We start from the raw sequence: 21898 nt of genomic DNA on the forward strand, positions 1-21898 counted from the left end.
TTTTTTTAATTATCTGATAAAATCCATTCCAGTTGCGGCGGTGGTGGAATGGTAGACACGTCAGCTTGAGGTGCTGATGCCTTAACGGGTGTGCTGGTTCAAGTCCAGTTCGCCGCAAAAAAAAGAACTCAATGTTTTGAGTTCTTTTTTTTTGCATAATAGATTTTCCTCACACAAAAAAGCCCTTATAAGAAAGAGTCTTATAAGGGCTTTTTGCTAAAAGATTGATAAATTTTTTAATTTTTATTTAAAAAGCTCGTATATTTCTTTTCGGTAAAGCTGATTTATCTTATGGCGCATCATCTCGCCCTTTGCAGATAATTCCCTTCCGGCTTGGAACTCTTCGGGAAGAAGAACAATCTTGTTTATCCTTTCAAAGAGCTTAAAGCCTGTTTTAGAATTTACCAGCTCAGCAACCTCAGCCTCGTACATTTTTTGTACATTGGAGTCATGGACAAGCTCCGAAACAGGAACATTCCGTAAGCCGTTATTTGCAGCCCACGATTGCAAGTTTTCTTTATGTACGACTATCAAAGCACCCAACGCCCTTTGATCCTGACCTAAAACAACAGCAAGAGAAATTAAGGGAGATTCTTGAAGTTTTACCTCTATCGGAACAGGTTCAATGTTCTCGCCTCCTCTTAAAACTATCGTATTTTTCCTGCGGCCTTTAAGAATCAGCTCGCCGTCAATGGTCTTCATTGCAAGGTCGCCTGTATCAAACCATCCGTCCTTGTCGATAACCTCTGCCGTTTTTTCGGGATCCTTATAATAACCCTTTGTTACAGCATCGCCTCTTACAAGAAGCAAACCCTTCCGGTTATGCGGCAATTCTTTTCCGTTTTTGTCTATGATTTTTGTTTCAAAACAGGCAAGAGGTTTACCCAGTGTTCCGAACACGGGTCTCGGCATAGGACGCACCGAAATAACCGGTGCCGTCTCGGTAATACCGTAGCCTTCCATTACATTTATGCGGATAGCCCAAAAAAATTCGTCAACATTGGGAGGCAAGGCTCCTCCGCCTGAAACACCGGCCCTAAAACATTTACCGAACTTTTTGCGGATTGTGCGGTAAATAAGAAGGTCTCCGATATAATAAAGAGGAGCTATACATAAAAGCGGAAGCAAAGCCAAGACGGGATATATAAATTTACTTCTTCTTTGGAAATGAGGGCACTGTCCTGTAACTCTTCTCTTCAAACGCATGGTCTTTATTCCTACATCAATAAAGAATAGGAAAAGATAATAAAGCGGGCGGCCTCTTTTTTTCATTGCCTTAAATATACCGTCATAAACGGCTTCCCATATTCGGGGAACAGATGGGAAAAGAGACGGATTTATCTTTACCATATCTGCTAAAAGAACACTTCCTATAGGCTTTGAATAAGCAATAGTACCGCCTGAAATCATTATAACATACTCACAAGCTCTTTCAAATGAGTGCCATACAGGAAGAACACATATAGCTTTTTGACCGGGTTTGAGGATAATTCTATCGGGAAGCTCTACAAGCTGTGTCATAAAATTCCTATGGGTCATCGTAACACCCTTAGGATTACCTGTAGTTCCAGATGTAAAAATTATCGAAGCCAAATCATCGGTATCGACATTTTCGGCATATTCTTCAGGCTTAAATTTACCTTCAATTCTTGCTGCCTTCCCCAAATTAATAATATCGGCATAGGTATGAAATTCGATTTTTCTTTCTTTAATGCCGAATTCTTCTTCAAGTTTTTTAAAATCGGCATTATCGATGCTGATAATCGATTCCAACAGGGGAATTTCTGCAATATGGGTAAGAACTTTCCGGATTTGAGCTTCATTTTCTAAAACAGCAAATTTACATTCTGCAAAGGAAAGAATATGAGTAATTTCCTGCTCGGTAGCATCACAGCCGCGCGGAACATCGGCCGCCCCGATACTCATAATACCGAAACTTGCATGAAGCCATTCCTTGCGGTTATCCGCTATAAGCCCTATGTGATCTTTAGGTTTTGCTCCAATGGAAAGCAATCCGGCCGCAAAATCAAGAGTTATACCGTACAGTTCTTTATAAGAAAGGCTTTTGAATTCCTTATCTTCGCCCTTAAACATCTGAGCCCTTATATTGGGATATTTGTGAGAAATCCGTTTTAATAATAACGGTAGTGATTTGTCTAGAGTTTTCATACCGTAAATGCTATCATAAATATAAGAATATATCAATATATAAAGAAAAAAATATATTTGCAGCCTATTGATTGATATATAAAAAATTGATATATTGCTAAGGCTTGCAGGAAATAAAATGGAAATAAATAATTATATATCCATGTTAACCATTTCCTCAAATAACTATAAATAAAGCATGTCTTTTTTCGAGGTTATAAAATGAAAAAATATTTTTTTATATTTCCAATGATCATATTTATTTTGACCTCAGTAAATTCTCAAGATGTGATAGATGAGCAAACAGAAACTATGCTCCATGAAATTCGAGCACGAAACGGAATAGACTATTTTGAGCCTAAAGGTGAGACCGACTATATAGAAGAACAAGATAATCAAAATGAGGATAACCAAACCAATGAAGAGGTAGTAGAAGAGATAGCAATAGAAGAAAGTCCGCCTAGTCCTCCTAAAGAGCCGTTTCTTAAAGGAGGAAGAAAGGCCTTTGCATTTGGTATAGAAGCAATAGCCGGAGCCTCAAATTCTTATTTTAAAATAATGGATTTTTTTAAAGAGTCATTAGAAGTAGATTTAAATAAAATTTCTAAAGGACTGCCCAACTCAGGGTTTTCTTTATCGCCTTTAGCTAAGGCAAAAATTTATTTTGATATTTACATAAATTCGAAAGCTGAATTCGGATTTTTTACTACAGCAGATGTATACGGATTTGCAAACATTCCTAAAAGTATAATGAAATTTATATCCGAAGGAAATCCTTCAGGTCAAGGTTTTAACGGAAAAATAACGAGCTCAACTTTTGCATTTGCAGATACAGGTATCTTTTATGGAATGAATTTAAATAATTTTAAATTTAGAGTAAGCCCATCTTACTTTATTCCTGCAGCCTATGTTGTATCGGATTTAGGAGATTATGAATTTATAAATGATCCTATAACTGGAAAAATTCTTGCAAAGGGGTCTGTTAATTTAAAAGTTTACTCACATCTTCCTATTTTTGGCAATCCAAACGATAAATTAAATTTAAAAGATATTTTCTCAAGAGGCGGAGTTGATGTTAGTTTTACAGGCACATATACATTTAATCAGCTGGCAAATCTAAATTTTGGTATAAAAAATATTCCTATTGTTCCATCAGAATTAAATAAAGGCATTGAAAAATCTTATCAAGGGAAATTTGAAATTGAATCAATCATCAAATATCTAGATAATTTGATTCCAGGCAATGAACAAAATATTATTCCCCCAACAACCGAATTTACCCAAACGGAATTAAGCTATGATTTGCCTGCAAAAAAAATATTCCGCCCCTTAAAACTCGCAGTAAGTTCGGATATAAGGCCTTTTTTTAATGACTATTTGATTATTACTCCCAGTCTAGGCTGCCATTGCTATAAGCCCTTTTATGTAGATGCCGGTGTAAAGGTGGAAAGCCGCTTTTTAAAAGTATTAGGGGCCTACATAGGGATGAGTTATGAAGACAGGGTATGGAAAAACACGGCAGGACTTTTCTTGGAAACAAGAATTTTTAGGCTTGAAACAGCCGTGTCGGCAGCATCGCCTTCATTTACAGGAAGTTTTAAAGGGACAGGTGCTGAAGCAACAATAAAAATGGTATTCGGGTATTAAACCTTAAAAAAGGCGGTCTTTTTGGCCGCTTTTTTTGTAAGGCAGGTTTTTATAAGGCTGACTTTTTTGTAGGCAAAAAAAAGAACTTCGTTTTTTTAAAACGAAGTTCTTTATCGGGCAACCCGGATTTGAACCGGGGACCCCAAGTCCCCCAGACTTGTACGCTAACCAACTGCGCTATTGCCCGTAACGGTAGGTATAATATAGTAAAATGCAAAAAATGTCAATAGGGTTTATCTATAAAAACAAAATGCCGAATATAGCTCCGGCTGCGACCAAAGCTATCGGATGAAGTTTTTTAAAAAAAATACTTACAAAAAATAAGAGCCAAAAAAAAGCAAACTGTTTTATATGTACAATGTCTGTTATTTTACCGCTTACTTTAAAGAGAGATAAATTTAAAACTGAAATATTTATGACCTGCCAACAGGCGACGGCAATCATACCGACTGCACCGGCTCTTAAGCCGTAAAAACTTTTTTTTACCAAGGGCTTTTCCTGAAAGGCGGAAGCAAAGCGTGCTATGAAAACTATAACTATAAGCGAAGGAAGAACAATACCGGTAGTTAACACCACGCTTCCTAAAACCCCGTAAAGCTCATAACCTATGTAGGTCGCCATATTAATCCCCATCGGGCCGGGAGTAGATTCCGAAATGGCAACCATTGCAAAAAAATCTTGCGAGCTTATTAGCCCGCGAGGAATAAGTTCCTGCTGCATAAGGCTGATGGCTACAAGGCCGCCGCCTATGGTACAAAGCCCTATATACATAAACAAAAAGAATAAACCGATCAAACTCATCAGGATTCTTCTCCCCTATTCTCTTTTAAAAGCTGCCTTGATTTGAATGTTTGAAAAAGCCAGCCTAAAAATGCCGAACCGATTACTATCCAGACACCCTGCACCTTAAAAACAAACATCAGCACAAAGGAAAGGGCTGCAATTAAAAATGTGCATAAATCCAAAACCGTTTTTTTTCCAAAAGAAAAAACGGCCTTTACCAATAATACGGAAACGGCGACATTTATCCCTTTTAAAGCTTTTTGAACCCAGACTAATTCGTTAAAATTTGAAACGAAGGCGGCTATCAGAGTAATGATTATAAGGGATGGAAAGACGACTCCGGCGGTAGAAAAAACTGAACCGATAATCCCTCCTCTTTTATACCCGACAAAGGTTGCAACATTTACTGCTATAATTCCCGGAGTACTCTGCCCGATTGCAAAATAATCCAAGATTTCGGCCTCGGTTACCCAGCCTTTGGAATCAAACAAGTCTCTTTTTAAGATAGGCAGCATGGCGAGTCCTCCGCCGAAGGTTACAAGACCTATCTTAAAAAAGCTTGTAAAAAGCGAAAGATAGTTTTTAAATCGATCAGAGTTTTTCATTTTAAATCTTCTTATCGGACTTAGTCCTCAAGAATATTTTTTGAATCGAACCAAATTTTTTCAAGGCTGTAAAAATTTCGGGCAGTTTCGGTCATCAGGTGAACAACAATACCGCCCAAATCTATAAGCCTCCACTCATCGCCGTCGGGAGATTTACGCTTGGTGTGATATTCTTCCAAGTTGTGTTCGGGTAAAAATTCGTACACTCGTTTTTCCAAACCGCCTGAATGAGCAGCACTTGTTACGGTACAAATTATAAAAAAATCGGTCCAAATGTTTTTATCACGCAAATCCAAGGCAACAACATTTTCGCCCTTAAAATCACGCAATAATTTTCCAAGCTCCAAGGCAGGAGCATAAAAGTCAAAATCTTTTATCATCAGTTTTTATCCTTATCATTTTCATCGTTATCTTTTTTATCGCTCTTTTTTTCGACGACAAAAAAGCCGTTAAAATCCGAACCCAAAATCAGGGTAAAGTCAACATTGGTTTCGCTTCCGTATTCGCCTTCGGCAGGAAGCTGTGTAGTTTGAATATTGTTACATCGTATAACCTTTGCAACAATTTTAGCTACGGAAGGGTTTCCGATTCTATCTATCAAAACCGTTTCAGCTACAGGATTTTCTGAGTTTCCTATGCTGACAACGTCATAGGCAAAGCTTTGATAAAGTTCGGAGGTACTCTTTGCAAGTCCTTGCACATTTGTTCCGTTTAAAATTTCCAAGGCATAGACACGCTCGAGGGCAGAAGAATCATCGGATGCCAATACGGCAATAGTTTGGCGTATAATTTCTTTTATTTGCTGGCCCTCACGGAAAGGGGTCAAAAGACGCTTGTCTTCTATAAAACGGACAGCTCCGGTGAGTCTTTGAGGCACTAAACGCTCCGAATCCATACGGCTTATAGACTCAATTAAATTTTTCAAATCGGAGCCGTTAACATTAGAGTTAAAATTATTGCTTAAAACCGAAAATCTTTCTTTAGAAAAAATTTCAGGCGAGTTATCGCTTATTGCCCTAAAAAGAGCAAGAACGGCCTTTTGCTTTCTTGCAGCGGCTTCGCCTTCCGTATCCAACTCATCCTCATAAAAAAGAAAGTCCTTTATTTTATCGCCGTCGAGAGAAACCGAACCTGAAGGCAAAAGGATTCTCTTATTATCGATTTCTATATCCACAGGCGAAGGAATAAAAACCGAAAGCCCTCCAAGCATATCAGTCAGCATAGAAAAATTATCCAAGTTACACGTCAGATAAAAAGGCACGGAAATACCTGCAAGTTTTTCGATTTCGGCTTTAAAACTCGATATACCTTTTTCGGTGTATACGGCTCCGATAGCATCGGTGCGGTTTAAGGATTGAATAATCAAACCTATATTCGCAGGTACATCGAACATGGCAGCCCTCTTCGTTTCTGGATAATAGGCCAGTATGCTTATGGAAATCGGCACGCCCTTGTCTTCAACCACTAGAAGAACTTTTAAAATTTTATCGGAGGAAAGATAATCCTGAACGGTATCTCTTTGCATTTTTAAAAGAACTAAAACAAAGGAGGTAATTAAAACTATAAGAATTACTAAGAGGAAAATAATATTTTTTCCGGTATCCATGAGTTTTATTTTCATTTTTTAAGCTCCTTTTGTATTTGCTCATACATTTTTTTTGTTTCAGGATGAATGCTTGAACCTTTTTTTTGGATAAAGTCAAGGTTCCAATCCAAGACTGCAAGCATCAGCTCATTAAGAGAAGAAGATTTTACCATCTCTCTAAAGTTTTCGGTATCGGGACGGCCCGGTTCTATCTTATCGGCTATATAAATAATTTTTCCTAAGGCATCGATATCTTCATACCCGAAGGTATGAAAGGCGGCGGCTTTTAAGACAGACTCGTCATTGATGCCGAATTTTTTTTGCAAAACCACGGCAGCAGCCCTGCCGTGCAAAAGATTTAAGCGGGTCTTTTCAACCTCATCAATTCCGAGATTATCGGATTCTACAAGTTTTACAAGCTCTTCATCGGAGCATTTTTTACAGATGTCGTGGGCAAGGCCGGTAAAATAAGCAAGAGCCGGAGGAACGCCTTCGGTTTTATACTCTTCTGCAAGATGACGGGCATATTCTGCGACACGCACCGAATGAGCATAGCGGGATTCATTTAAAACGCTTTTTGCAAAACTATCTATTTCCCGTATTTTGGCTTGTATATCGGCGGCATTGATTAATCGAGAAATACCGCCTTTAATATCCGAAACAGGAATTTCTTTTTTCTTATAAAGGCCGTGTCCTATAATATAATCGTAAACTGCTTTTGGAACAAGAGAAGAAAAATCTTCATTTTTTAAAACTGCATCTCTTATTTGGGTTGAAGAAATATTTAAAATTTCGTTATTTAATTCTTTGATAGAAGCCTTTTCAGGCTCGATATCCGAGAGATTAAAAGAACCTTTACCCCCTGTTCTTTTACCGATAATTATGTCGGTTTTTTTTATAATTTCTTCCGCATCCTTCCAGCGGAAAAAATTTTCTTTTAAATCGTCCCCGATAATAAGACCTATTTTTCCTTCGATATCGGGAAATTTTTGATAGAGATAGTCTATTGTATCTATTGTGTAAGAAACGCCCTTGCGTTCAATCTCATAAAGCTCGCAGTACATGCAGGGCTTATCTGCAATGGCAAGGTCTATCATCTTGAGCCTGTCTTCAACTTGAGTATCATTACAAAAAATTTTAAAGGGAGAAATATAGGCCGGAACAATAGCAATCTTATCATAGGCTAATTCTTTATAAGAGTCAAAAGCTAAATTTAAGTGTCCCAGATGAATGGGATTAAAAGAACCGCCTAAGATTGCCAATCTCATTTTTTAGGTTTCCTTTTGCGGCTTAGGCTGACTGTTGCTCCGAAGTGTTCATCATCGATTTGTTCTTCATAAGAAAGATCATCAAGTTCCGCCGTCATAAAATTCTGATTTTGCTCATATGGGTCAAGGCTTTCTTTTTTGGGCTTTGATTTTTGCATTTCATCGGCTAACTTAATAAAGGCTTTTTTTACCTCTGCCAATCCCCATTCATTGTAAAGCGAAATACCCAAAATTTCCTGATCGGGGATTGCATTTTTAAGCTCTGCCAATCTTTCTTTTGTATCGGGTAAATCCAATTTTGTTGCAATTATTATCCTTTTCTTTTGGGCCAATTCTTTTGAATAGCTTTCCAATTCTTTGCAAAGAATATCGTATGCCTTCAAATAATTATCGTCCGAAAGGTCAATTAAAAAGGCAAGACCCGCCGAGCGGGATATGTGCTTTAAAAATCTTATACCGAGTCCAATACCCTCTGAAGCACCTTCGAGGATTCCCGGTATATCGGCAATGATAACATCCCTTTCTTCATCCACACGCAAAACTCCGAGGTTCGGAATCTTAGTGGTAAAGGGATAGGGAGCGATTTTAGGCCTTGCGTTTGTAAAATAATCAAGAAGAGAGGATTTACCGGCATTAGGGAAGCCTACCAAGCCGATGTCGGCTATTATGTTAAGCTCTACGATTATTTCCCTCGTTTCCCCTTCTTGTCCGGGAAGAGCCGTTTTAGGTGCTTGATTGGTGGAGGTCTTAAAATGACAGTTTCCCCAGCCTCCATTTCCGCCCTTGAGAAAAACAAAGCGGCCTTCTTCCGCATCGCCGAAGTCCAAGATAGTTTTTCCCGTCTCAGGGTCTTTTATTACACAGCCGGGAGGGAGAGGAATTATGCAGTCATCGCCTTTTTTACCGAAACGCTGCGAGCCTTCGCCGCCTCCGCCGTTTTTTGCCTTATAGACCCTTTTATGCCTTAAATGAACCAGAGTCCTCATGTTTCGGCGTATTTCAAATATAAGGTCGCCGCCCCGTCCTCCGTCACCTCCTGACGGGCCTCCCATGGGAACATATTTTTCCCGTCTAAAGGCAATACAGCCGTTGCCGCCCTTTCCTGAGGAAACCCTTATCTTAGATTCATCTGCAAATTTTACCATAATTGATTCTTTTTTTCCTACAAAAAAAGCCGGCAAAAACCGGCTTTCAAATTTATACATTCTAAGCTTGAAGAGCAAAATTATTTTGCTTCGATTGAGGCGAGCTTTCTACCCTTTCTTTCATGGTAGGTAACTACACCGTCAGCTTTTGCAAATAATGTATAGTCTTTTCCGCAGCCTACATTGTGACCGGGATGGATTGAAGTACCTCGCTGGCGAACCAAAATTGAACCGGCCGATACTTCTTGTCCGCCGTAAACCTTAACACCCAAATATTTAGGATTGGAATCTCTTCCGTTTTTTGCACCGCTGCCGCCCTTTTTACGTGCCATAATAATCCTCCAAAAAAATTATCAAATCTTTAAGCTATCTGTAAATCCAAACAATCGGGATATTCTGCCTCGATGGCCATTAAACCTATTGTTAAAAATTTCAGTAAATACTGCAATTCGGGTCTATCGTAGTCCGAAAAAGCTGTTACCTTTGCCGAAAGATAACCCGGATTGTCTGCCTTTATCTCGGCCTTTAAGCTTGAACTCTCTTTTTGCGCCGAGCTCAAGCTTAACACGGCCGTTTTAAGCAAAATAGTAACGGCGGCACAAACTATGTTACCGCCTTTTTCCGGCTTTCCTTCATCATTAGCACTTGCGTGGCTGCCAAGCGTCGCGTGATCGCCACGAAAAGCATGGCCTGACGATTCAAAGGCCGAAAAACAGTTTTCAGCATTTGAAAAAAGCCGAATTTTTACCACTTTTCTTACCCGATAATATCGTCAACAGTAATGCAGGTATGAGCCTGTCTATGTCCTTGGGTTCTGTGGTAGTTTTTCTTAGCCTTGTGCTTGTAAACAATAATCTTTCTTTCTCGGAAAGAATCGCCTACTGTAGCTGAAACCTTAGCTCCGCTTACATAGGGAGTTCCTACAGTAACCTTATCGCCATCGCTGATCAAAAGAACGGTGTCGATGTCGATTTTGCTTCCGCTTTCTGCAGAAAGCTTATCAACTACGAGTTTTGCGCCCTTTTCAGCCTTATACTGTTTGCCTTTATACTCAATAAGTGCGTACATCTTTATACCTCATAAAAAAAATCTTTTGCCGGCATATTAACGGGTTTATACCAAACAAATTTAAACACTAGGGTCGAAGTATAGCAAAAAACCGTATAAAATGTCAATAGGCTTGAGAAATAATTCATCATAGCCTTAAAAATTTAAATTTTATCTATTTTTACACAAAGCCCTCGGGGTGTTTTTTTGTACCAGGCCCAGCCGTCTTTGCACATTTCTTCAAGGTTGTATTTTGCCTTCCAGTTGAGCTCCTTGTTGGCCTTGTCGGGATTTGCACAAGAGCGGGGAACGTCTCCGGCACGCCGAGCAGCCGTTTTAACGGGAAGATCGATACCGGAAGCCTTTTTAAAGGCGTTTACTATATCCAAAACAGAATAGCCTATTCCCGTTCCGAGGTTATATACGTCAAAACCCTTAAAGCCTGAATCTAATTTCTCTAGGACAGCGGTGTGTCCCGATGCGAGGTCCAAAATGTGGATGTAGTCACGGATACAGGTTCCGTCAGGAGTGTCATAATCGTTTCCGAAGACGTTTAGATGAGGCAGTTTTCCCAAGGCAACTTGAGCGATATATGGAAAAAGGTTATTCGGAATACCTGAAGGAAGCTCCCCTATATCGGCACTTTTATGGGCACCTATGGGATTAAAATAACGCAGGGCAATTATGCTTAAATCCTTGTCGGAAAAGGCGGTATCCTGTAAAATTTCTTCCGAAATCAGTTTGGTTCTTCCATAAGGGTTTGTTGCCGAAATGGGAGAATTTTCGGGGATTGGCACAACCTTTGCATCGCCGTAAACCGTGGCCGAAGAGCTGAATATAAACTTCTTGACCTTGTGTTCCTGCATTGCGGATAAAAGATTGACAAGCCCGGAAATATTGTTCTCGTAGTATTTTAAGGGTTTTTCGACGGATTCTCCTACAGCCTTATAAGCGGCAAGGTGAATTACCGCATCGACAGAGGTATCTTTAAAAAAATTAAAGAGTTTTTCCTTATCCTTTATGTCAATTTGTACAAGCTCCAACTTTTTAGAGCATATTTTTTCCAATACCGGAATTATTTTGGGAGAAGAATTAGAAAAATTATCCAAAATAATAGGCTCATAGCCTTTTTCGCATAAATCTGCAACGATGTGAGAACCTATAAAACCGGCTCCTCCTGTAACTAGTACTCTTTTAATCAATTTGAACTCCCTAAAATTTAAGATTAGACACACTTTAATACACAAAAAAGCCTCTAAAAATTTTCATTTTTAGAGGCCGATAAAACTTAAGCCTTATTTTCCTGACCAAACGCCGTGAAGATTGCAGAATTCGTAGGCTTCAATGACCTTATCATCGGATGTAACAGCAAATTCAACTTCGGGAGCACCGGTAACGGGCAGCTCCTTAAACTGAAGACCTTTTTCGGTTTTAAGACATATCCAAGCGATGTGGTGTTCATCAGTCATGGGATGGGCAACAGAGCCTACCTTAACCTTTACGGTGTTTCCGTTTACTTCGATTACAGGCACATGTTTTTCTTTTGCAGCATCAACACTTCCGATTTTTACGGCAGACAACTGTTCACCGCAGCATGAAACTTTAGCGTCAGAGCAGCAGCCAAGTCCGATAACGGTTCCCTTGTGTTCTTTTGATAAGAAAAAGCTTATTTCTTTGTTCATTTGTTATACTCCTAAAATATATGAATTTACAGAATAATATCCGTAATACACATAATATAACAAAAAAGGGGCTTGACGTAAAGTGAAAAATAAGATATTATCTGACTATCTTAATGAATTTTAGGGGCAATTAGCTCAGTTGGTTAGAGTACAAGCATGACACGCTTGGGGTCACTGGTTCGATTCCAGTATTGCCCATTTTGTAAGTTTATAACTGATATAGACTTACACGTTTTCAATCCCCTTGGAAACATAACTTCTTTTTCTCTTTTTGATGGACTGTCGCATAAAGTGTCGCATAAAATTTTATGCAAAGGTCTTTGATTTCAAGGGAGAAAGAATGGCTAAAAAAGAATAGTCTATCCCTACAACTTGACAGTACTTGCCAAAAATGATAGTATATACTTATGATTGTTAAATGGCAAGATAAGGAAGCATTTAAAATATGGAATATGGAAACGTCGAGACGTATTCCAATAGATGTACAGCAACGAGCTAGACAAAAGCTAATAATGATAGATGCTGCAACCTCATTAAATGACTTAAAATCTCCGCCTTCAAACAGTTTAGAAGCTTTAAAACATGAACGAAAAGGTCAATATAGCATCAGAATAAATAATCAATGGCGAATATGTTTAAATGGAACACCGGAAAAGTCATTATCGTGGATATTGTAGACTACCATTAGGGGGTACTATGAAAAATATATTAAAACCTGTACACGCAGGAGATATACTTTTTGAAGAGTTTATGCAACCGTATAAATTAACTGAATATAAACTTTCACAAATTACAGGAATATCACAAACTCACATAGGGCGAATTATTAAAGGCAAAAGATCAGTAACTGTAGATACGGCACTACGACTAGCTAAAGTCTTTAATACAAGTCCTGAATTCTGGCTCAATATTCAAAATAAGTATGATCTTGATACTATGAAAATCGAAACAAAAGAAGCTATAAAAAAAATACAACCTATTGAAAAGTATGTACTTGCAAAATGCTAGAAAGTTTATAAAAAGTCATAAGAAAAACTCAACGCCGTATTTTCATACCGATTATTACCGGAATTATTTGCAAGGCAAAAGCTATAAAAAATGCAATCCATATTTTTATTATAATTCGTGATTTTCGAATAGGTTTTTGGAATTTAATCAGATCTTCCGATTCTTCCGTTAAATCCAAATTAGAAAACTCCAGAAAAGCTTTTTGATATAAATATTCATCAGATCCATACCATCTAAACGACCCACGAGGAGGCATACTTGTACCAAATTTAATAAAACCTTCCAGCAAAGTATCACAAACATCTTTGTGCTTGCCTGTCAAAGTAAGATGGCCAATAATTTCTTGTACATTTGAATAGGTTTTATATTCGCACACTACAAGATAAATCAAAAAAAACACACCGAAAAGCCAAATAATAATCGGTATAAAAACAAAATCCAAATAATAAGAATTTACAAGAGCCGCTATTTCAAAAAATATAACTGTTGTTATTAACCCAATATTTAAAAAACAGGAATCAAGTGAAATAATATATTTTTTAATACCATTGATCATCAAAATTGGAATATATTTTATTGGTATGTAAATAATATATATTATTTATATCGCGCCTTACTGCGTCGCACGGCAAAAAAGTGTCCTCGACGTATACCCGATACGTCTGCGGTACTTTTTTGCCTAACTCCTTGTATCTGCTCCGCCTATTTCCAAAAGGCAATGTTTTTCCGCTTCCTACCGTAAGCGGAAAAACCTCCGGTAATATAATTTTATTTAGTAATAACTTTATTTTGGCGGACTGCCGGTATTTGTGTACTATCAATACTATGCAAAGGTATACAAATACCGGCACCGCTCTTTTCAGGGCTACGCTATCGCTTCGGTATCTTTCCGCAGAAATTACTGCGGAAAGATGTACAGCAAAAGCAATTTTTATAAATTGCTTTTGCTCCCTTGCAATCGCTGTCCGAATGAGATAGTTAGGTTCTGAATACAAATAAGGCTTTATTTTCATAATATCTTTCTCATGTAAGCAAATCATCCGGCAACGATGTTTTAAAATAATCTATGTATAGTTTTTTAAAAGCATCTAACTGCTCTTTAGACATTTTTTTTAATGCACCTGAGTTAATTATTTGAATCATTATTTTTTTTTGTTCTTCTTCTAAAGGCGAACTTTCAGTAAATGGAATGACTGGTTTATTTCTTTTAAATTTCTTCCAATTTTCTATTATGTGCTCCACATCACTAATATGCATAACCATACTTGACATTTTTAATAATGCAAAATTATTTTCAAAAAACAATCGTTTTTGTTGTCGACTGACATCCAAAACATCATTATAATAACAGAATCCCACACTAACAAGTTCATCCCAATATTTTTCAAGAGCATTTAATAACCGTATTTGAAATTTATTATGAAAATGATGATACAAACGTATTACAGAGTAAGAATTTGCTACTGCAGTCAATATCAACCATGAATTTTCTACTGCTTTTTTCATATACCACGACACCACATCCGATGTATAAACTTCTTCATATAAAATATAATCACTTAAAACTGATGGAAAAAACGCATTCGGTACTGCACGTGTAGTATATTCATCAACCATTACGATTGGTGTATCTTCCGTAACTTCCATCATTTTATCCGGAGCTTGTATTTTTTTTATAAAATTCTTCATAAAAACTATATTATGATTTTTCAACGGCCTTAATCTTTTTACAACTTCGTTATATGACCCGAATAATATGCTTGGTATTTTCATTTAAATATTCCTCCATAAATTATGGTGCAACAGCAGACACCACTGCTAAAGGAGGACACACTGCTGCTGTGGCAGCTGTCCTTAGAATTTTATATATGCCATATAGAGCTAGTCCTGTAACAGCTAAGGCTCTAACATTTGATGGCTTTGAATCAGGTACAGGAATCTTAGAATATAGAATAACACCTTGTTCAGGACTATGAAAAAAAACATTCGTATTATCATTCAGAGCAAAAAAGCCACTAGTACCTTTTGCATTGCTATCACCTAAATGCACGTTGCCTTCACCATATTTTTTTAATATGGATATGTACAACAAAGCTTGATTTTTTGCAAGTTTTGCTTCAATCGCTGTCCGAAAGAGATAACTAGGCTTTGGATAAATGCAAAGTTTTGTTTTTATAAGATTTTTTAACATTACCTAGATCACCCTTTATTTATGTCTTTTCTTTTTCATAGGTTTCTCCTATTATTACTTTATTTCCCATAACATCTTCTCTTTATAAAAACAATGACAATTAATTTTTAGTTATTCTCTTAAAATGAAGTATCATTCCATTTTCAAAGAATAAATCTAATACATCGTGGTTCATGTATATAATATAAACATTATAGCATTTTTTTGAATCAATAAACTTAATCAGTTTTTGTGATTCAAAATACTCACCAAAAAATTTATCAGTATTTACCTGTTCAATATTTCCATAATTATGGATGTTTTCTTTTTGAGAAAACAATAAATATAAATTTGAAACACTAGTTAGAATAACTTTATTCTCATTTGTTAGCTCCATATATATCTTTTCGTCCTGCAAACTATCGGAACAAACCCATACACTACATTTTTCTTTTTTACAAGAGAAAAAAGATATAAAAATAATAAAAAAAATAAAAACATTTTATTCTTCATTTTTCCGCCAAAATATAATTTCCCCCATAAAATTTTTTTTCACTAAATTTGTATGTCTGTCCATTTCGTTCATAATATATTGCTGTTCCAAAAATATTTTTCTTCACATCGGAAACTTCTGCAAATAATAATGCTTCATCTTCATCATTTATTTTAAAATTTTGAACAATCAAATCTCCTTTACGAACGTCATTTTTATTTATTTCAGTGCACTCATCTTGTAAAAGAGTATTCAAATTTGCCGTTTTACTCATTGAAGCTCCAATAGCTGCCGAAATCTCTTCATAACCATCATTTGATACATTATTGGGAAACAATATATATTCTTTATTTGCAAATACTTCGCCGCCTATGTCTGATTTTTTTGTATTTTTGACTGGAACAAATCCCAAAATCATGGAACCTTTATCTGTATACAAAAGGAAAACATCATATTCATACATTGTACTAGACTCGCCAAATGTTTTTTTAACCTTCCAACATAGGTCTTTTCTATACCTCCATCAGAATTTTTTTGTAATCTTCCATCCGGATCAATATACTTCACCGGATTGTTGCCCGCATAATGATAAACATGAAGGTTTACAACATTAAACACACCGCCAAGTCCCGGCAAGTTTTCATTATGCTTTTTAGCCTCATCATCTATCGGAGCCTTTGGTATATAATCATTTAGTGCCGGGTCTCCTGAAAACCACCTACTATACTTCGGATCCAAATACCTTGCTCCATAGTAATACAGCCCTGTCTCCTCTTTTGAAAATATACGGGCATCTCCTGCGTCGCACGGCAAAAAAGTGTCCTCGACGTATACCCGATACGTCTGCGGTACTTTTTTGCCTAACTCCTTGTATCTGCTCCGCCTATTTCCAAAAAGTCCTGTCAGTTGGGCTGTTTAGTAATAACTTTCTTTTGGCGGACTGCTGACACTTGTGTACTATCATAATTATGTAAAAGTACACAAGTGTCAGCACCGCGCTTGCTTCGAAGCTGCGCCTATCGGCTTGCTGCACCAATGCCGCTCCAATCTTTTTGCTGCACTTGTCTTCACGGGCAAGGCTCTTCCCTCCGGTCAGAGCTTGCTTTTTGCTTAAACACACCGCAAAAAGGATTTGGCTGGAAGTTCGGCTTTGCCTCACTGCATGTAACACTTCAATCGCTGCCCGAGAAGTGAGATAGTTAGGTTGTGAATAAAAGTAAAGCTTTGTGTTCATAGTTTTATCAATTACTTGTTACTCTTTCCTCCAAGTTTTTTATTTTCTCATATAATATCATATTTCAACTATTTACACAATTTATTTTATATGATTATTTTTATTGCATATTCTTATTTTAGTTTTATTGTCCTATTTCGCTTACCTACGCCGAATTATATCAATTCCGGCAAAAGAAGATAGAAATCTTTTTTTCTTCTCCATTTCATAAGCACCGTCAGTAAAAATAATACTCTTTAATCTTAAACGATTTTTATCGGTATAAATAATTAATTCACAGCCTTTAAATCCTTTAAAATCAGGATGCCCTGAAGTAAAAATAAAAAGAGCGTTCTCTAAAATAATAAAGCCGTTAATAACAGCACTATATTCGAAAAGTGTTTTCTTATGTGTAAAAAATTCTATTGTCTTATTCTCCTCAGGATCATATCTATAAATTATATTATTAGATGCATAATATAATTCTCCTGCAGCATCTTTGTAGGGATGGTTTCCATATCCGAGAAAAGAAGTTTCACCGGTATTGAAATTGATAACAAATATTTCATTACCAAAGGTGCGGTTAGTCTCGTCTACTGTTGTTTCTGCATGATACAACATAATATTATATTTTTTTGAATATGCTATTTTATTTGAAAACAGGAAAAGTTTATGTTTTTTTAAAAAAATTTTAATATCTATACTTTCTTGTTTTTCAGTTATATCAGATTCATAATCATAGATATAAACATCGCCCTCAAATATAAATATAAGATCTTTATCATTGTAAATATCAAAATACACACCTTTCCTATCAGGCATCCGTAAATGCCTTAAAAGTTTTTTTGTACGGATATCAATATAAAAAATATTTCCGGATCCGCCTGCAACAATGGTATTATCATCAAGCAGTATAAATGTATGATATCCATAAGTTCCAAACTCAAGCGGATGTAGTTTTTCTAAAGATTTATTTTTTTCAATGAATTCTTTCTCAGAAAGAACAAAATACTCATCACTAGTCCATAGCTCATATTCATTATTTCGATATCTAGCATATACAAATTTATCTTTTATTTTAAGATATTCTGTTTTACATTTTGCAATGATATATTTATCAAGTTGGTATCTAATTATGATAGCAATGATAACAGCAAAAACTACAAATAATACTAACCTTGACTTTTTCGCCATTTCATAATTCCTCATACTTAATTGTTTAATTTACAATCCATACATGTACTCATACATACGATCCACTTTTTCATAGTTATATTCTCCTGGTGGAAGCGGGTTAAAATTTAGGATTTTTCCTTTAGGATGTGCGTTCTTAAAATTTTTATATTGGGTATTAGGTATAGTTGCTCCAAATATACTCGGAAAAAACGCCCCTTTACTACCAAATTCTATAACTTTACCGGAAAAATCGGCACAATTTTCTGCTTTATTATCTTCAAGTGCTATCGATTTCCAGCTGGGTCTCTGTTTCCATCCACCAGAAAAATCAAGAAATTGTTCTGTATTTTCAGCAAAAAGCGAATAATCTTTATTAACTCTACCTGCTGCATAAGCTTGCATTTGTGCATCTTCCTCGGGTGTTGTTTTCAACTGATATCCTTTATCATAATTAAAACTAGCACCATATTCATTATTTTTTCCCACAACCTTGTTGTTAGCTTGTCTGAAAGCATTTAAATTATCAAATCGAATTCCATTCTGATTTCCATCCGCTTTACCATCCTTACTATAATAATACCATCCATCGGTATCATTTCCAATTAACACAGCATTATGTCCAAAACCACCAGCGCCATATGACCTATTCAATAAAATTATATCCCTTCCATCCGGATCAATATACTTAATCGGATTATTTCCGGCATAATGGTAAATATGCAAGTTTACAGTGTTGTATATACCCCCCATTCCGGGTAAATTCTCATTGTGTTTCTTCGCCTCATCATCAATGGGTGCTTTGGGTATGTAATCACCTAGTGCAGGATCGCCTGACAGCCACCTACTATACTTCGGGTCAAGATACCTCGCTCCATAGTAATACAGCCCTGTCTCCTCTTTTGAAAATATGCGGGCATCTCCTGCGTCGCACGGCAAAAAAGTGTCCTCGACGTATACCCGATACGCCTGCGGTACTTTTTTGCCTAACTCCTTGTATCTGCTCCGCCTATTTTCAAAAGTCCTGTCAGTGGGAATTTTAGATAGCGACAGTTTTTTATTTAAGCAACTTTGAGCGGCGGACTGTTCAATTTTGTTTGTCATTATAATATAAAAGTAAACAAATATCAGCTCCGCCATGGACGGCGATGGTTCAAGCTTGCAAGTTTTGCTTATGCAAAACTTGCTATCAACATCCGTACAAGGAAGTACGGATGTTGATAACACCGCGCTTTTCAGGGCTCCGCTATCGCTTCGGTATCTTTCCGCAGAAATTACTGCGGAAAGATGTACAGCAAAAGCAATTTTTATAAATTGCTTTTGCTCCCTTTCAATCGCTGTCCGAAAGAGATAATTAGACTGTTTAAATAAATGACTATTTTTCATAAATTAAAAATATATTATCCGCTAAATCGCTCATTAAAAAGTTACAAATATAATGAATACAACTATACCGTCGGAATCCATCGCTTATAGTGCATTTCTTGTTTAAATGGAATATAATGATTATAATTTTTTTCCGTTCCATCTTTGTATATTATATCCATGTTTATATGTATTTGAATCTTTTTATCAATTTTCTCATCAAGAGGAATCTTTGAAAACCTAAAACTAAGTCCGTCTTTAAAAATACTTATTTTTTCATGGAGGAGATTTGGAATGTTAGGCGGATTATAAATTTCAGGGTCACCCTTTTCCAAGTATCTAATAAATGCAATTATAAATGGTAGAAGAGATTTTTTCTCACCCGCATCTGAAATAATTTCCAGTTCCTTTATTCTGACATACTCTACTTTTCGTCCAGATAAACGATGACGCATCTCAAAATGTATCCATAGGTCATACGGTGATTTCATAACTATACGAAAGAGAGAGTTATATGACGTAGGTATAAATTGCATATTTACAGAAGTTCCGGTATCCTTATCAGCAAATTCATATTTAGGATTATCCACTACATAATCAAAAAAGATCATCTTTGCACCAATCAATACAATCGAAGTTAATAGTTTAAACATATCTAATCTCCTATTCCAAGTTATTGTGTTTTATATAGTTTTTTACAAGGTTTTCAATTTCATTTTTTGCTTGATCTTTTGAAATCTTTCCCCCATCAAAGTCATTATAAATATTTTTTATTGAGTTTTCCAATTCAGCAGACATTACTTGGTTATTTGCCGTTCCATTTCCCCACTTGAGCCATGGAGAAACATCTTTTACAGAATGTTTGATGACTCCCGAAACACCGCTTGGAGATGCTGTATCAAAAGTCCCTTGATTCAGTGAATCAGTAACTAATTTACCATTAGAATCATAAACAAATTGGCATCCTTCAAATACCGTTCCTGTAGCACCTCTATAATCCTTATTGGAGCCTCGCGCACCTAACACAAGTCCTCCTAGTCTGTTCATTACTGTATCATCCCCAGACAAGTTATGAGTACCTGTATTCCCCCAGTCTGAAAAGAGCCCTAGCTTTACCAATTTATCCATAGTTTCTCTATCTGAAGGTGCTAATCCTGCTTGATTGTCATTTCTTGCTAAATGCTCAGCCTTCGAAGGCCCTGCAGCATCAATAATACCTATTGTTAATAATAAGGCATTTACACCCCAAACCACAACAGCAGTAACTACTACAACAGATTCCCCATCCGGATCCACATACTTCACCGGATTATTCCCTGCATAGTGATACACATGAAGGTTTACAACATTAAACACACCGCCAAGTCCCGGCAAGTTTTCATTATGTTTTTTAGCCTCATCATCTATCGGAGCTTTTGGTATGTAATCATTTAACGCCGGATCGCCTGACAGCCACCTACTGTATTTCGGATCAAGGTAACGCGCTCCATAGTAATACAGCCCTGTCTCCTCTATCCAGAGTTCCCCGTAAGGTGTGTACTCTATATGTTCATACTGTCTGCCTTTCCAGTCGGTTACAAATTGCGCACTTCCCAAATGGTCACTGTGGTAATAATATCTTTTAACTTTTTGCTCATCGTTATCTCCTTGGTTATCTGTGTGGGTCATAGCGGTTACAAGGCGGCTGTTACCAACAAAGATATGCTTGTGCACCCGTAAACCTTGCGGATTATTTTGGTCTTGCGTTGGGATATGTATCGTAAAGAAATTATTGAAGTAAAGCGTTTCGCTTCTTCCCTCGTCTGTGTATTTTAAGGCTCTCTGTCCGTCTTCGCCGTAGCGGTAGTGGACTGTGTAGTTTCGGTCACTTGATTTAGTGAGTAAATTTCTTTCATTCCAAGTGTAATTTCTTCTGTAGGCAAATAGGTCTTGAGGGTTTGATTGTTCCGTTTCTTTAGGTGCGTCAAGACCAAATCCATAGTCGGCACCGTATACGTCCTCATTTTCAAAGTATGAGTATGTAAATACAAACTCTTCTTCGTCTGTGAATGGACCGTCTTTTTCGGCTGTGATATTGCCGTTTGCGTCATAGCGGTAGTATTCTTTTGAAAATATACACGTCGTCTGCGGCGTCGCTTCAAAAAAATTAATCCTCAACGTACATAAAGTACACCTGCGGTTAATTTTTTCTCTCTCCTTGCATCCAACATGTCTATTTTCAAAAGCCATTGTTTTTCCGCTTCCGTCAATCCTTGCCGTAAGCGGAAAAACATCCGGTAATATGATTTTATTTAGTAATAACTTTCTTTTGGCGGACTGCTCAATTTTGTTTTTTAGCATTACGAAGAAAACAAAATTGAACACCGCGCTTTTCAGGGCTACGCTATCGCTTCGGTATCTTTCCGCAGAAATTACTGCGGAAAGATGTACAGCAAAAGCAATTTTTATAAATTGCTTTTGCTCCCTTTCAATCGCTGTCCGAAAAGTGAGATGTTTGGGATGTGAATAAATGAAAGGTTTTGGGTTCATAGTTTTATCTATTTACATTAACAGCTTTATCAATTAG

At 36.8% G+C, this 21898-nt stretch carries 23 protein-coding genes, 3 tRNA genes and 2 pseudogenes; 5 read left to right on the top strand and 23 right to left on the bottom strand.

From position 1 onward, the window contains the following. The first annotated feature begins 34 nt into the window (after nt 1-34). Nucleotides 35-117, top strand: a tRNA-Leu gene (locus tag E4O00_RS06380). Nucleotides 118-243: 126 nt separating this feature from the next. Here the strand turns inward: E4O00_RS06380 and E4O00_RS06385 are convergent. Beyond that, on the bottom strand, nt 244-2094 hold the full coding sequence (locus E4O00_RS06385) for an AMP-dependent synthetase/ligase (protein WP_253679666.1): 1851 nt from the start codon (nt 2092-2094) through the stop codon (nt 244-246). Between the two features lie 276 nt (nt 2095-2370). Here E4O00_RS06385 and E4O00_RS06390 point away from each other — a divergent pair, with 276 nt between their 5' ends. Beyond that, complete coding sequence (locus tag E4O00_RS06390; RefSeq protein ID WP_253679380.1) at nt 2371-3795, top strand: hypothetical protein; 1425 nt, start codon at nt 2371-2373, stop codon at nt 3793-3795. Nucleotides 3796-3908: 113 nt separating this feature from the next. On the opposite strand, the gene E4O00_RS06395 is transcribed toward E4O00_RS06390, so the two are convergent. The 12 genes from E4O00_RS06395 to E4O00_RS06450 all read right to left on the bottom strand — a co-directional run bounded on the left by E4O00_RS06395 (nt 3909) and on the right by E4O00_RS06450 (nt 11910). Beyond that, a tRNA-Pro gene (locus E4O00_RS06395) sits at nt 3909-3982 on the bottom strand. A gap of 50 nt (nt 3983-4032) precedes the next feature. Then, on the bottom strand, nt 4033-4596 hold the full coding sequence (locus E4O00_RS06400) for a chromate transporter (protein WP_253679382.1): 564 nt from the start codon (nt 4594-4596) through the stop codon (nt 4033-4035). Continuing rightward, the gene (locus E4O00_RS06405) at nt 4596-5183 is read right to left on the bottom strand and encodes a chromate transporter (RefSeq protein ID WP_253679384.1); all 588 of its coding nucleotides are present in this window, start codon (nt 5181-5183) and stop codon (nt 4596-4598) included. The genes E4O00_RS06400 and E4O00_RS06405 overlap by 1 nt, the downstream gene beginning before the upstream one ends. A gap of 20 nt (nt 5184-5203) precedes the next feature. Next, nucleotides 5204-5563 carry a ribosome silencing factor gene (gene rsfS / locus E4O00_RS06410; protein WP_253679392.1) on the bottom strand — a complete coding sequence of 120 codons (360 nt, stop codon included), beginning with the start codon at nt 5561-5563 and terminating at the stop codon, nt 5204-5206. Continuing rightward, nucleotides 5563-6804 carry an LCP family protein gene (locus tag E4O00_RS06415; protein ID WP_253679394.1) on the bottom strand — a complete coding sequence of 414 codons (1242 nt, stop codon included), beginning with the start codon at nt 6802-6804 and terminating at the stop codon, nt 5563-5565. Before E4O00_RS06415 ends, rsfS begins: the two co-directional genes overlap by 1 nt. Next, nucleotides 6801-8036 carry a nicotinate-nucleotide adenylyltransferase gene (locus tag E4O00_RS06420; RefSeq protein ID WP_253679396.1) on the bottom strand — a complete coding sequence of 412 codons (1236 nt, stop codon included), beginning with the start codon at nt 8034-8036 and terminating at the stop codon, nt 6801-6803. Before E4O00_RS06420 ends, E4O00_RS06415 begins: the two co-directional genes overlap by 4 nt. Then, nucleotides 8033-9181 carry a GTPase ObgE gene (gene obgE, locus E4O00_RS06425; protein ID WP_253679398.1) on the bottom strand — a complete coding sequence of 383 codons (1149 nt, stop codon included), beginning with the start codon at nt 9179-9181 and terminating at the stop codon, nt 8033-8035. Before obgE ends, E4O00_RS06420 begins: the two co-directional genes overlap by 4 nt. Before the next feature lie 80 nt (nt 9182-9261). Continuing rightward, entirely contained in the window at nt 9262-9513 is a 252-nt protein-coding gene (gene rpmA, locus E4O00_RS06430) for a 50S ribosomal protein L27 (RefSeq protein WP_253679400.1), read from the bottom strand. Between the two features lie 29 nt (nt 9514-9542). Further along, the gene (locus E4O00_RS06435; RefSeq protein ID WP_253679402.1) at nt 9543-9932 is read right to left on the bottom strand and encodes a ribosomal-processing cysteine protease Prp; all 390 of its coding nucleotides are present in this window, start codon (nt 9930-9932) and stop codon (nt 9543-9545) included. A 5-nt stretch (nt 9933-9937) separates the two neighbouring features. Further along, on the bottom strand, nt 9938-10249 hold the full coding sequence (gene rplU / locus E4O00_RS06440; RefSeq protein WP_253679404.1) for a 50S ribosomal protein L21: 312 nt from the start codon (nt 10247-10249) through the stop codon (nt 9938-9940). 143 nt (nt 10250-10392) lie between these two features. Further along, nucleotides 10393-11430, bottom strand: coding sequence for a UDP-glucose 4-epimerase GalE (gene galE / locus E4O00_RS06445; protein ID WP_253679406.1), 1038 nt, complete (start codon nt 11428-11430; stop codon nt 10393-10395). A 93-nt stretch (nt 11431-11523) separates the two neighbouring features. After that, nucleotides 11524-11910, bottom strand: a complete 387-nt coding sequence (locus tag E4O00_RS06450) for a desulfoferrodoxin family protein (RefSeq protein ID WP_253679408.1) — start codon at nt 11908-11910, stop codon at nt 11524-11526. Between the two features lie 124 nt (nt 11911-12034). Between E4O00_RS06450 and E4O00_RS06455 the strand changes: the two genes are divergently transcribed. From E4O00_RS06455 to E4O00_RS06465, 3 genes are all read left to right on the top strand, one after another. Then, a tRNA-Val gene (locus E4O00_RS06455) sits at nt 12035-12108 on the top strand. A gap of 209 nt (nt 12109-12317) precedes the next feature. Next, on the top strand, nt 12318-12587 hold the full coding sequence (locus tag E4O00_RS06460) for a type II toxin-antitoxin system RelE/ParE family toxin (RefSeq protein ID WP_253679410.1): 270 nt from the start codon (nt 12318-12320) through the stop codon (nt 12585-12587). Between the two features lie 19 nt (nt 12588-12606). Beyond that, nucleotides 12607-12918 (top strand): HigA family addiction module antitoxin, encoded by a 312-nt coding sequence (locus tag E4O00_RS06465; RefSeq protein WP_253679412.1) that lies wholly within the window; start codon nt 12607-12609, stop codon nt 12916-12918. A 28-nt stretch (nt 12919-12946) separates the two neighbouring features. Here E4O00_RS06465 and E4O00_RS06470 read toward each other — a convergent pair whose 3' ends face one another. The 10 genes and pseudogenes from E4O00_RS06470 to E4O00_RS06515 form a co-directional block, all read right to left on the bottom strand. Continuing rightward, complete coding sequence (locus tag E4O00_RS06470; protein ID WP_253679414.1) at nt 12947-13474, bottom strand: hypothetical protein; 528 nt, start codon at nt 13472-13474, stop codon at nt 12947-12949. A gap of 467 nt (nt 13475-13941) precedes the next feature. After that, the gene (locus E4O00_RS06475; protein WP_253679416.1) at nt 13942-14691 is read right to left on the bottom strand and encodes a conserved oligomeric Golgi complex subunit 4; all 750 of its coding nucleotides are present in this window, start codon (nt 14689-14691) and stop codon (nt 13942-13944) included. A gap of 19 nt (nt 14692-14710) precedes the next feature. Then, entirely contained in the window at nt 14711-15109 is a 399-nt protein-coding gene (locus E4O00_RS06480; protein ID WP_253679418.1) for a hypothetical protein, read from the bottom strand. Between the two features lie 100 nt (nt 15110-15209). Continuing rightward, nucleotides 15210-15485: a hypothetical protein gene (locus tag E4O00_RS06485; RefSeq protein ID WP_253679427.1), complete on the bottom strand. Its 276-nt coding sequence runs from the start codon at nt 15483-15485 to the stop codon at nt 15210-15212. A gap of 112 nt (nt 15486-15597) precedes the next feature. Continuing rightward, nucleotides 15598-16044, bottom strand: a complete 447-nt coding sequence (locus tag E4O00_RS06490) for a hypothetical protein (protein ID WP_253679429.1) — start codon at nt 16042-16044, stop codon at nt 15598-15600. A gap of 77 nt (nt 16045-16121) precedes the next feature. Then, nucleotides 16122-16815 (bottom strand): annotated as a pseudogene (locus E4O00_RS14200) (RHS repeat-associated core domain-containing protein); the annotation flags it as partial. Between the two features lie 141 nt (nt 16816-16956). Beyond that, a complete protein-coding gene (locus tag E4O00_RS06500; RefSeq protein ID WP_253679433.1) occupies nt 16957-17988 on the bottom strand; it encodes a hypothetical protein in 1032 nt (343 codons plus the stop codon). A 639-nt stretch (nt 17989-18627) separates the two neighbouring features. After that, nucleotides 18628-19353 (bottom strand): annotated as a pseudogene (locus E4O00_RS14205) (RHS repeat domain-containing protein); the annotation flags it as partial. 62 nt (nt 19354-19415) lie between these two features. After that, nucleotides 19416-19985, bottom strand: coding sequence for a hypothetical protein (locus E4O00_RS06510; protein ID WP_253679437.1), 570 nt, complete (start codon nt 19983-19985; stop codon nt 19416-19418). Between the two features lie 10 nt (nt 19986-19995). Continuing rightward, a complete protein-coding gene (locus tag E4O00_RS06515; RefSeq protein ID WP_253679439.1) occupies nt 19996-21861 on the bottom strand; it encodes an RHS repeat domain-containing protein in 1866 nt (621 codons plus the stop codon). Nucleotides 21862-21898 lie beyond the last annotated feature (37 nt).

The sequence above is a fragment of the Treponema sp. OMZ 788 genome (genome assembly GCF_024181245.1).
GTDB lineage: Bacteria > Spirochaetota > Spirochaetia > Treponematales > Treponemataceae > Treponema_B.

Coding starts and splice junctions, on each gene's coding strand:
- E4O00_RS06385 (WP_253679666.1), bottom strand. CDS start 2,094: ATGTTTAAGGGCGAAGATAAGGAATTCAAAAGCCTTTCTTATAAAGAA.
- E4O00_RS06390 (WP_253679380.1), top strand. CDS start 2,371: ATGAAAAAATATTTTTTTATATTTCCAATGATCATATTTATTTTGACC.
- E4O00_RS06400 (WP_253679382.1), bottom strand. CDS start 4,596: ATGAGTTTGATCGGTTTATTCTTTTTGTTTATGTATATAGGGCTTTGT.
- E4O00_RS06405 (WP_253679384.1), bottom strand. CDS start 5,183: ATGAAAAACTCTGATCGATTTAAAAACTATCTTTCGCTTTTTACAAGC.
- rsfS (WP_253679392.1), bottom strand. CDS start 5,563: ATGATAAAAGATTTTGACTTTTATGCTCCTGCCTTGGAGCTTGGAAAA.
- E4O00_RS06415 (WP_253679394.1), bottom strand. CDS start 6,804: ATGAAAATAAAACTCATGGATACCGGAAAAAATATTATTTTCCTCTTA.
- E4O00_RS06420 (WP_253679396.1), bottom strand. CDS start 8,036: ATGAGATTGGCAATCTTAGGCGGTTCTTTTAATCCCATTCATCTGGGA.
- obgE (WP_253679398.1), bottom strand. CDS start 9,181: ATGGTAAAATTTGCAGATGAATCTAAGATAAGGGTTTCCTCAGGAAAG.
- rpmA (WP_253679400.1), bottom strand. CDS start 9,513: ATGGCACGTAAAAAGGGCGGCAGCGGTGCAAAAAACGGAAGAGATTCC.
- rplU (WP_253679404.1), bottom strand. CDS start 10,249: ATGTACGCACTTATTGAGTATAAAGGCAAACAGTATAAGGCTGAAAAG.
- E4O00_RS06450 (WP_253679408.1), bottom strand. CDS start 11,910: ATGAACAAAGAAATAAGCTTTTTCTTATCAAAAGAACACAAGGGAACC.
- E4O00_RS06460 (WP_253679410.1), top strand. CDS start 12,318: ATGATTGTTAAATGGCAAGATAAGGAAGCATTTAAAATATGGAATATG.
- E4O00_RS06465 (WP_253679412.1), top strand. CDS start 12,607: ATGAAAAATATATTAAAACCTGTACACGCAGGAGATATACTTTTTGAA.
- E4O00_RS06470 (WP_253679414.1), bottom strand. CDS start 13,474: ATGATCAATGGTATTAAAAAATATATTATTTCACTTGATTCCTGTTTT.
- E4O00_RS06475 (WP_253679416.1), bottom strand. CDS start 14,691: ATGAAAATACCAAGCATATTATTCGGGTCATATAACGAAGTTGTAAAA.
- E4O00_RS06480 (WP_253679418.1), bottom strand. CDS start 15,109: ATGTTAAAAAATCTTATAAAAACAAAACTTTGCATTTATCCAAAGCCT.
- E4O00_RS06485 (WP_253679427.1), bottom strand. CDS start 15,485: ATGGAGCTAACAAATGAGAATAAAGTTATTCTAACTAGTGTTTCAAAT.
- E4O00_RS06490 (WP_253679429.1), bottom strand. CDS start 16,044: ATGTATGAATATGATGTTTTCCTTTTGTATACAGATAAAGGTTCCATG.
- E4O00_RS06500 (WP_253679433.1), bottom strand. CDS start 17,988: ATGGCGAAAAAGTCAAGGTTAGTATTATTTGTAGTTTTTGCTGTTATC.
- E4O00_RS06510 (WP_253679437.1), bottom strand. CDS start 19,985: ATGTTTAAACTATTAACTTCGATTGTATTGATTGGTGCAAAGATGATC.
- E4O00_RS06515 (WP_253679439.1), bottom strand. CDS start 21,861: ATGAACCCAAAACCTTTCATTTATTCACATCCCAAACATCTCACTTTT.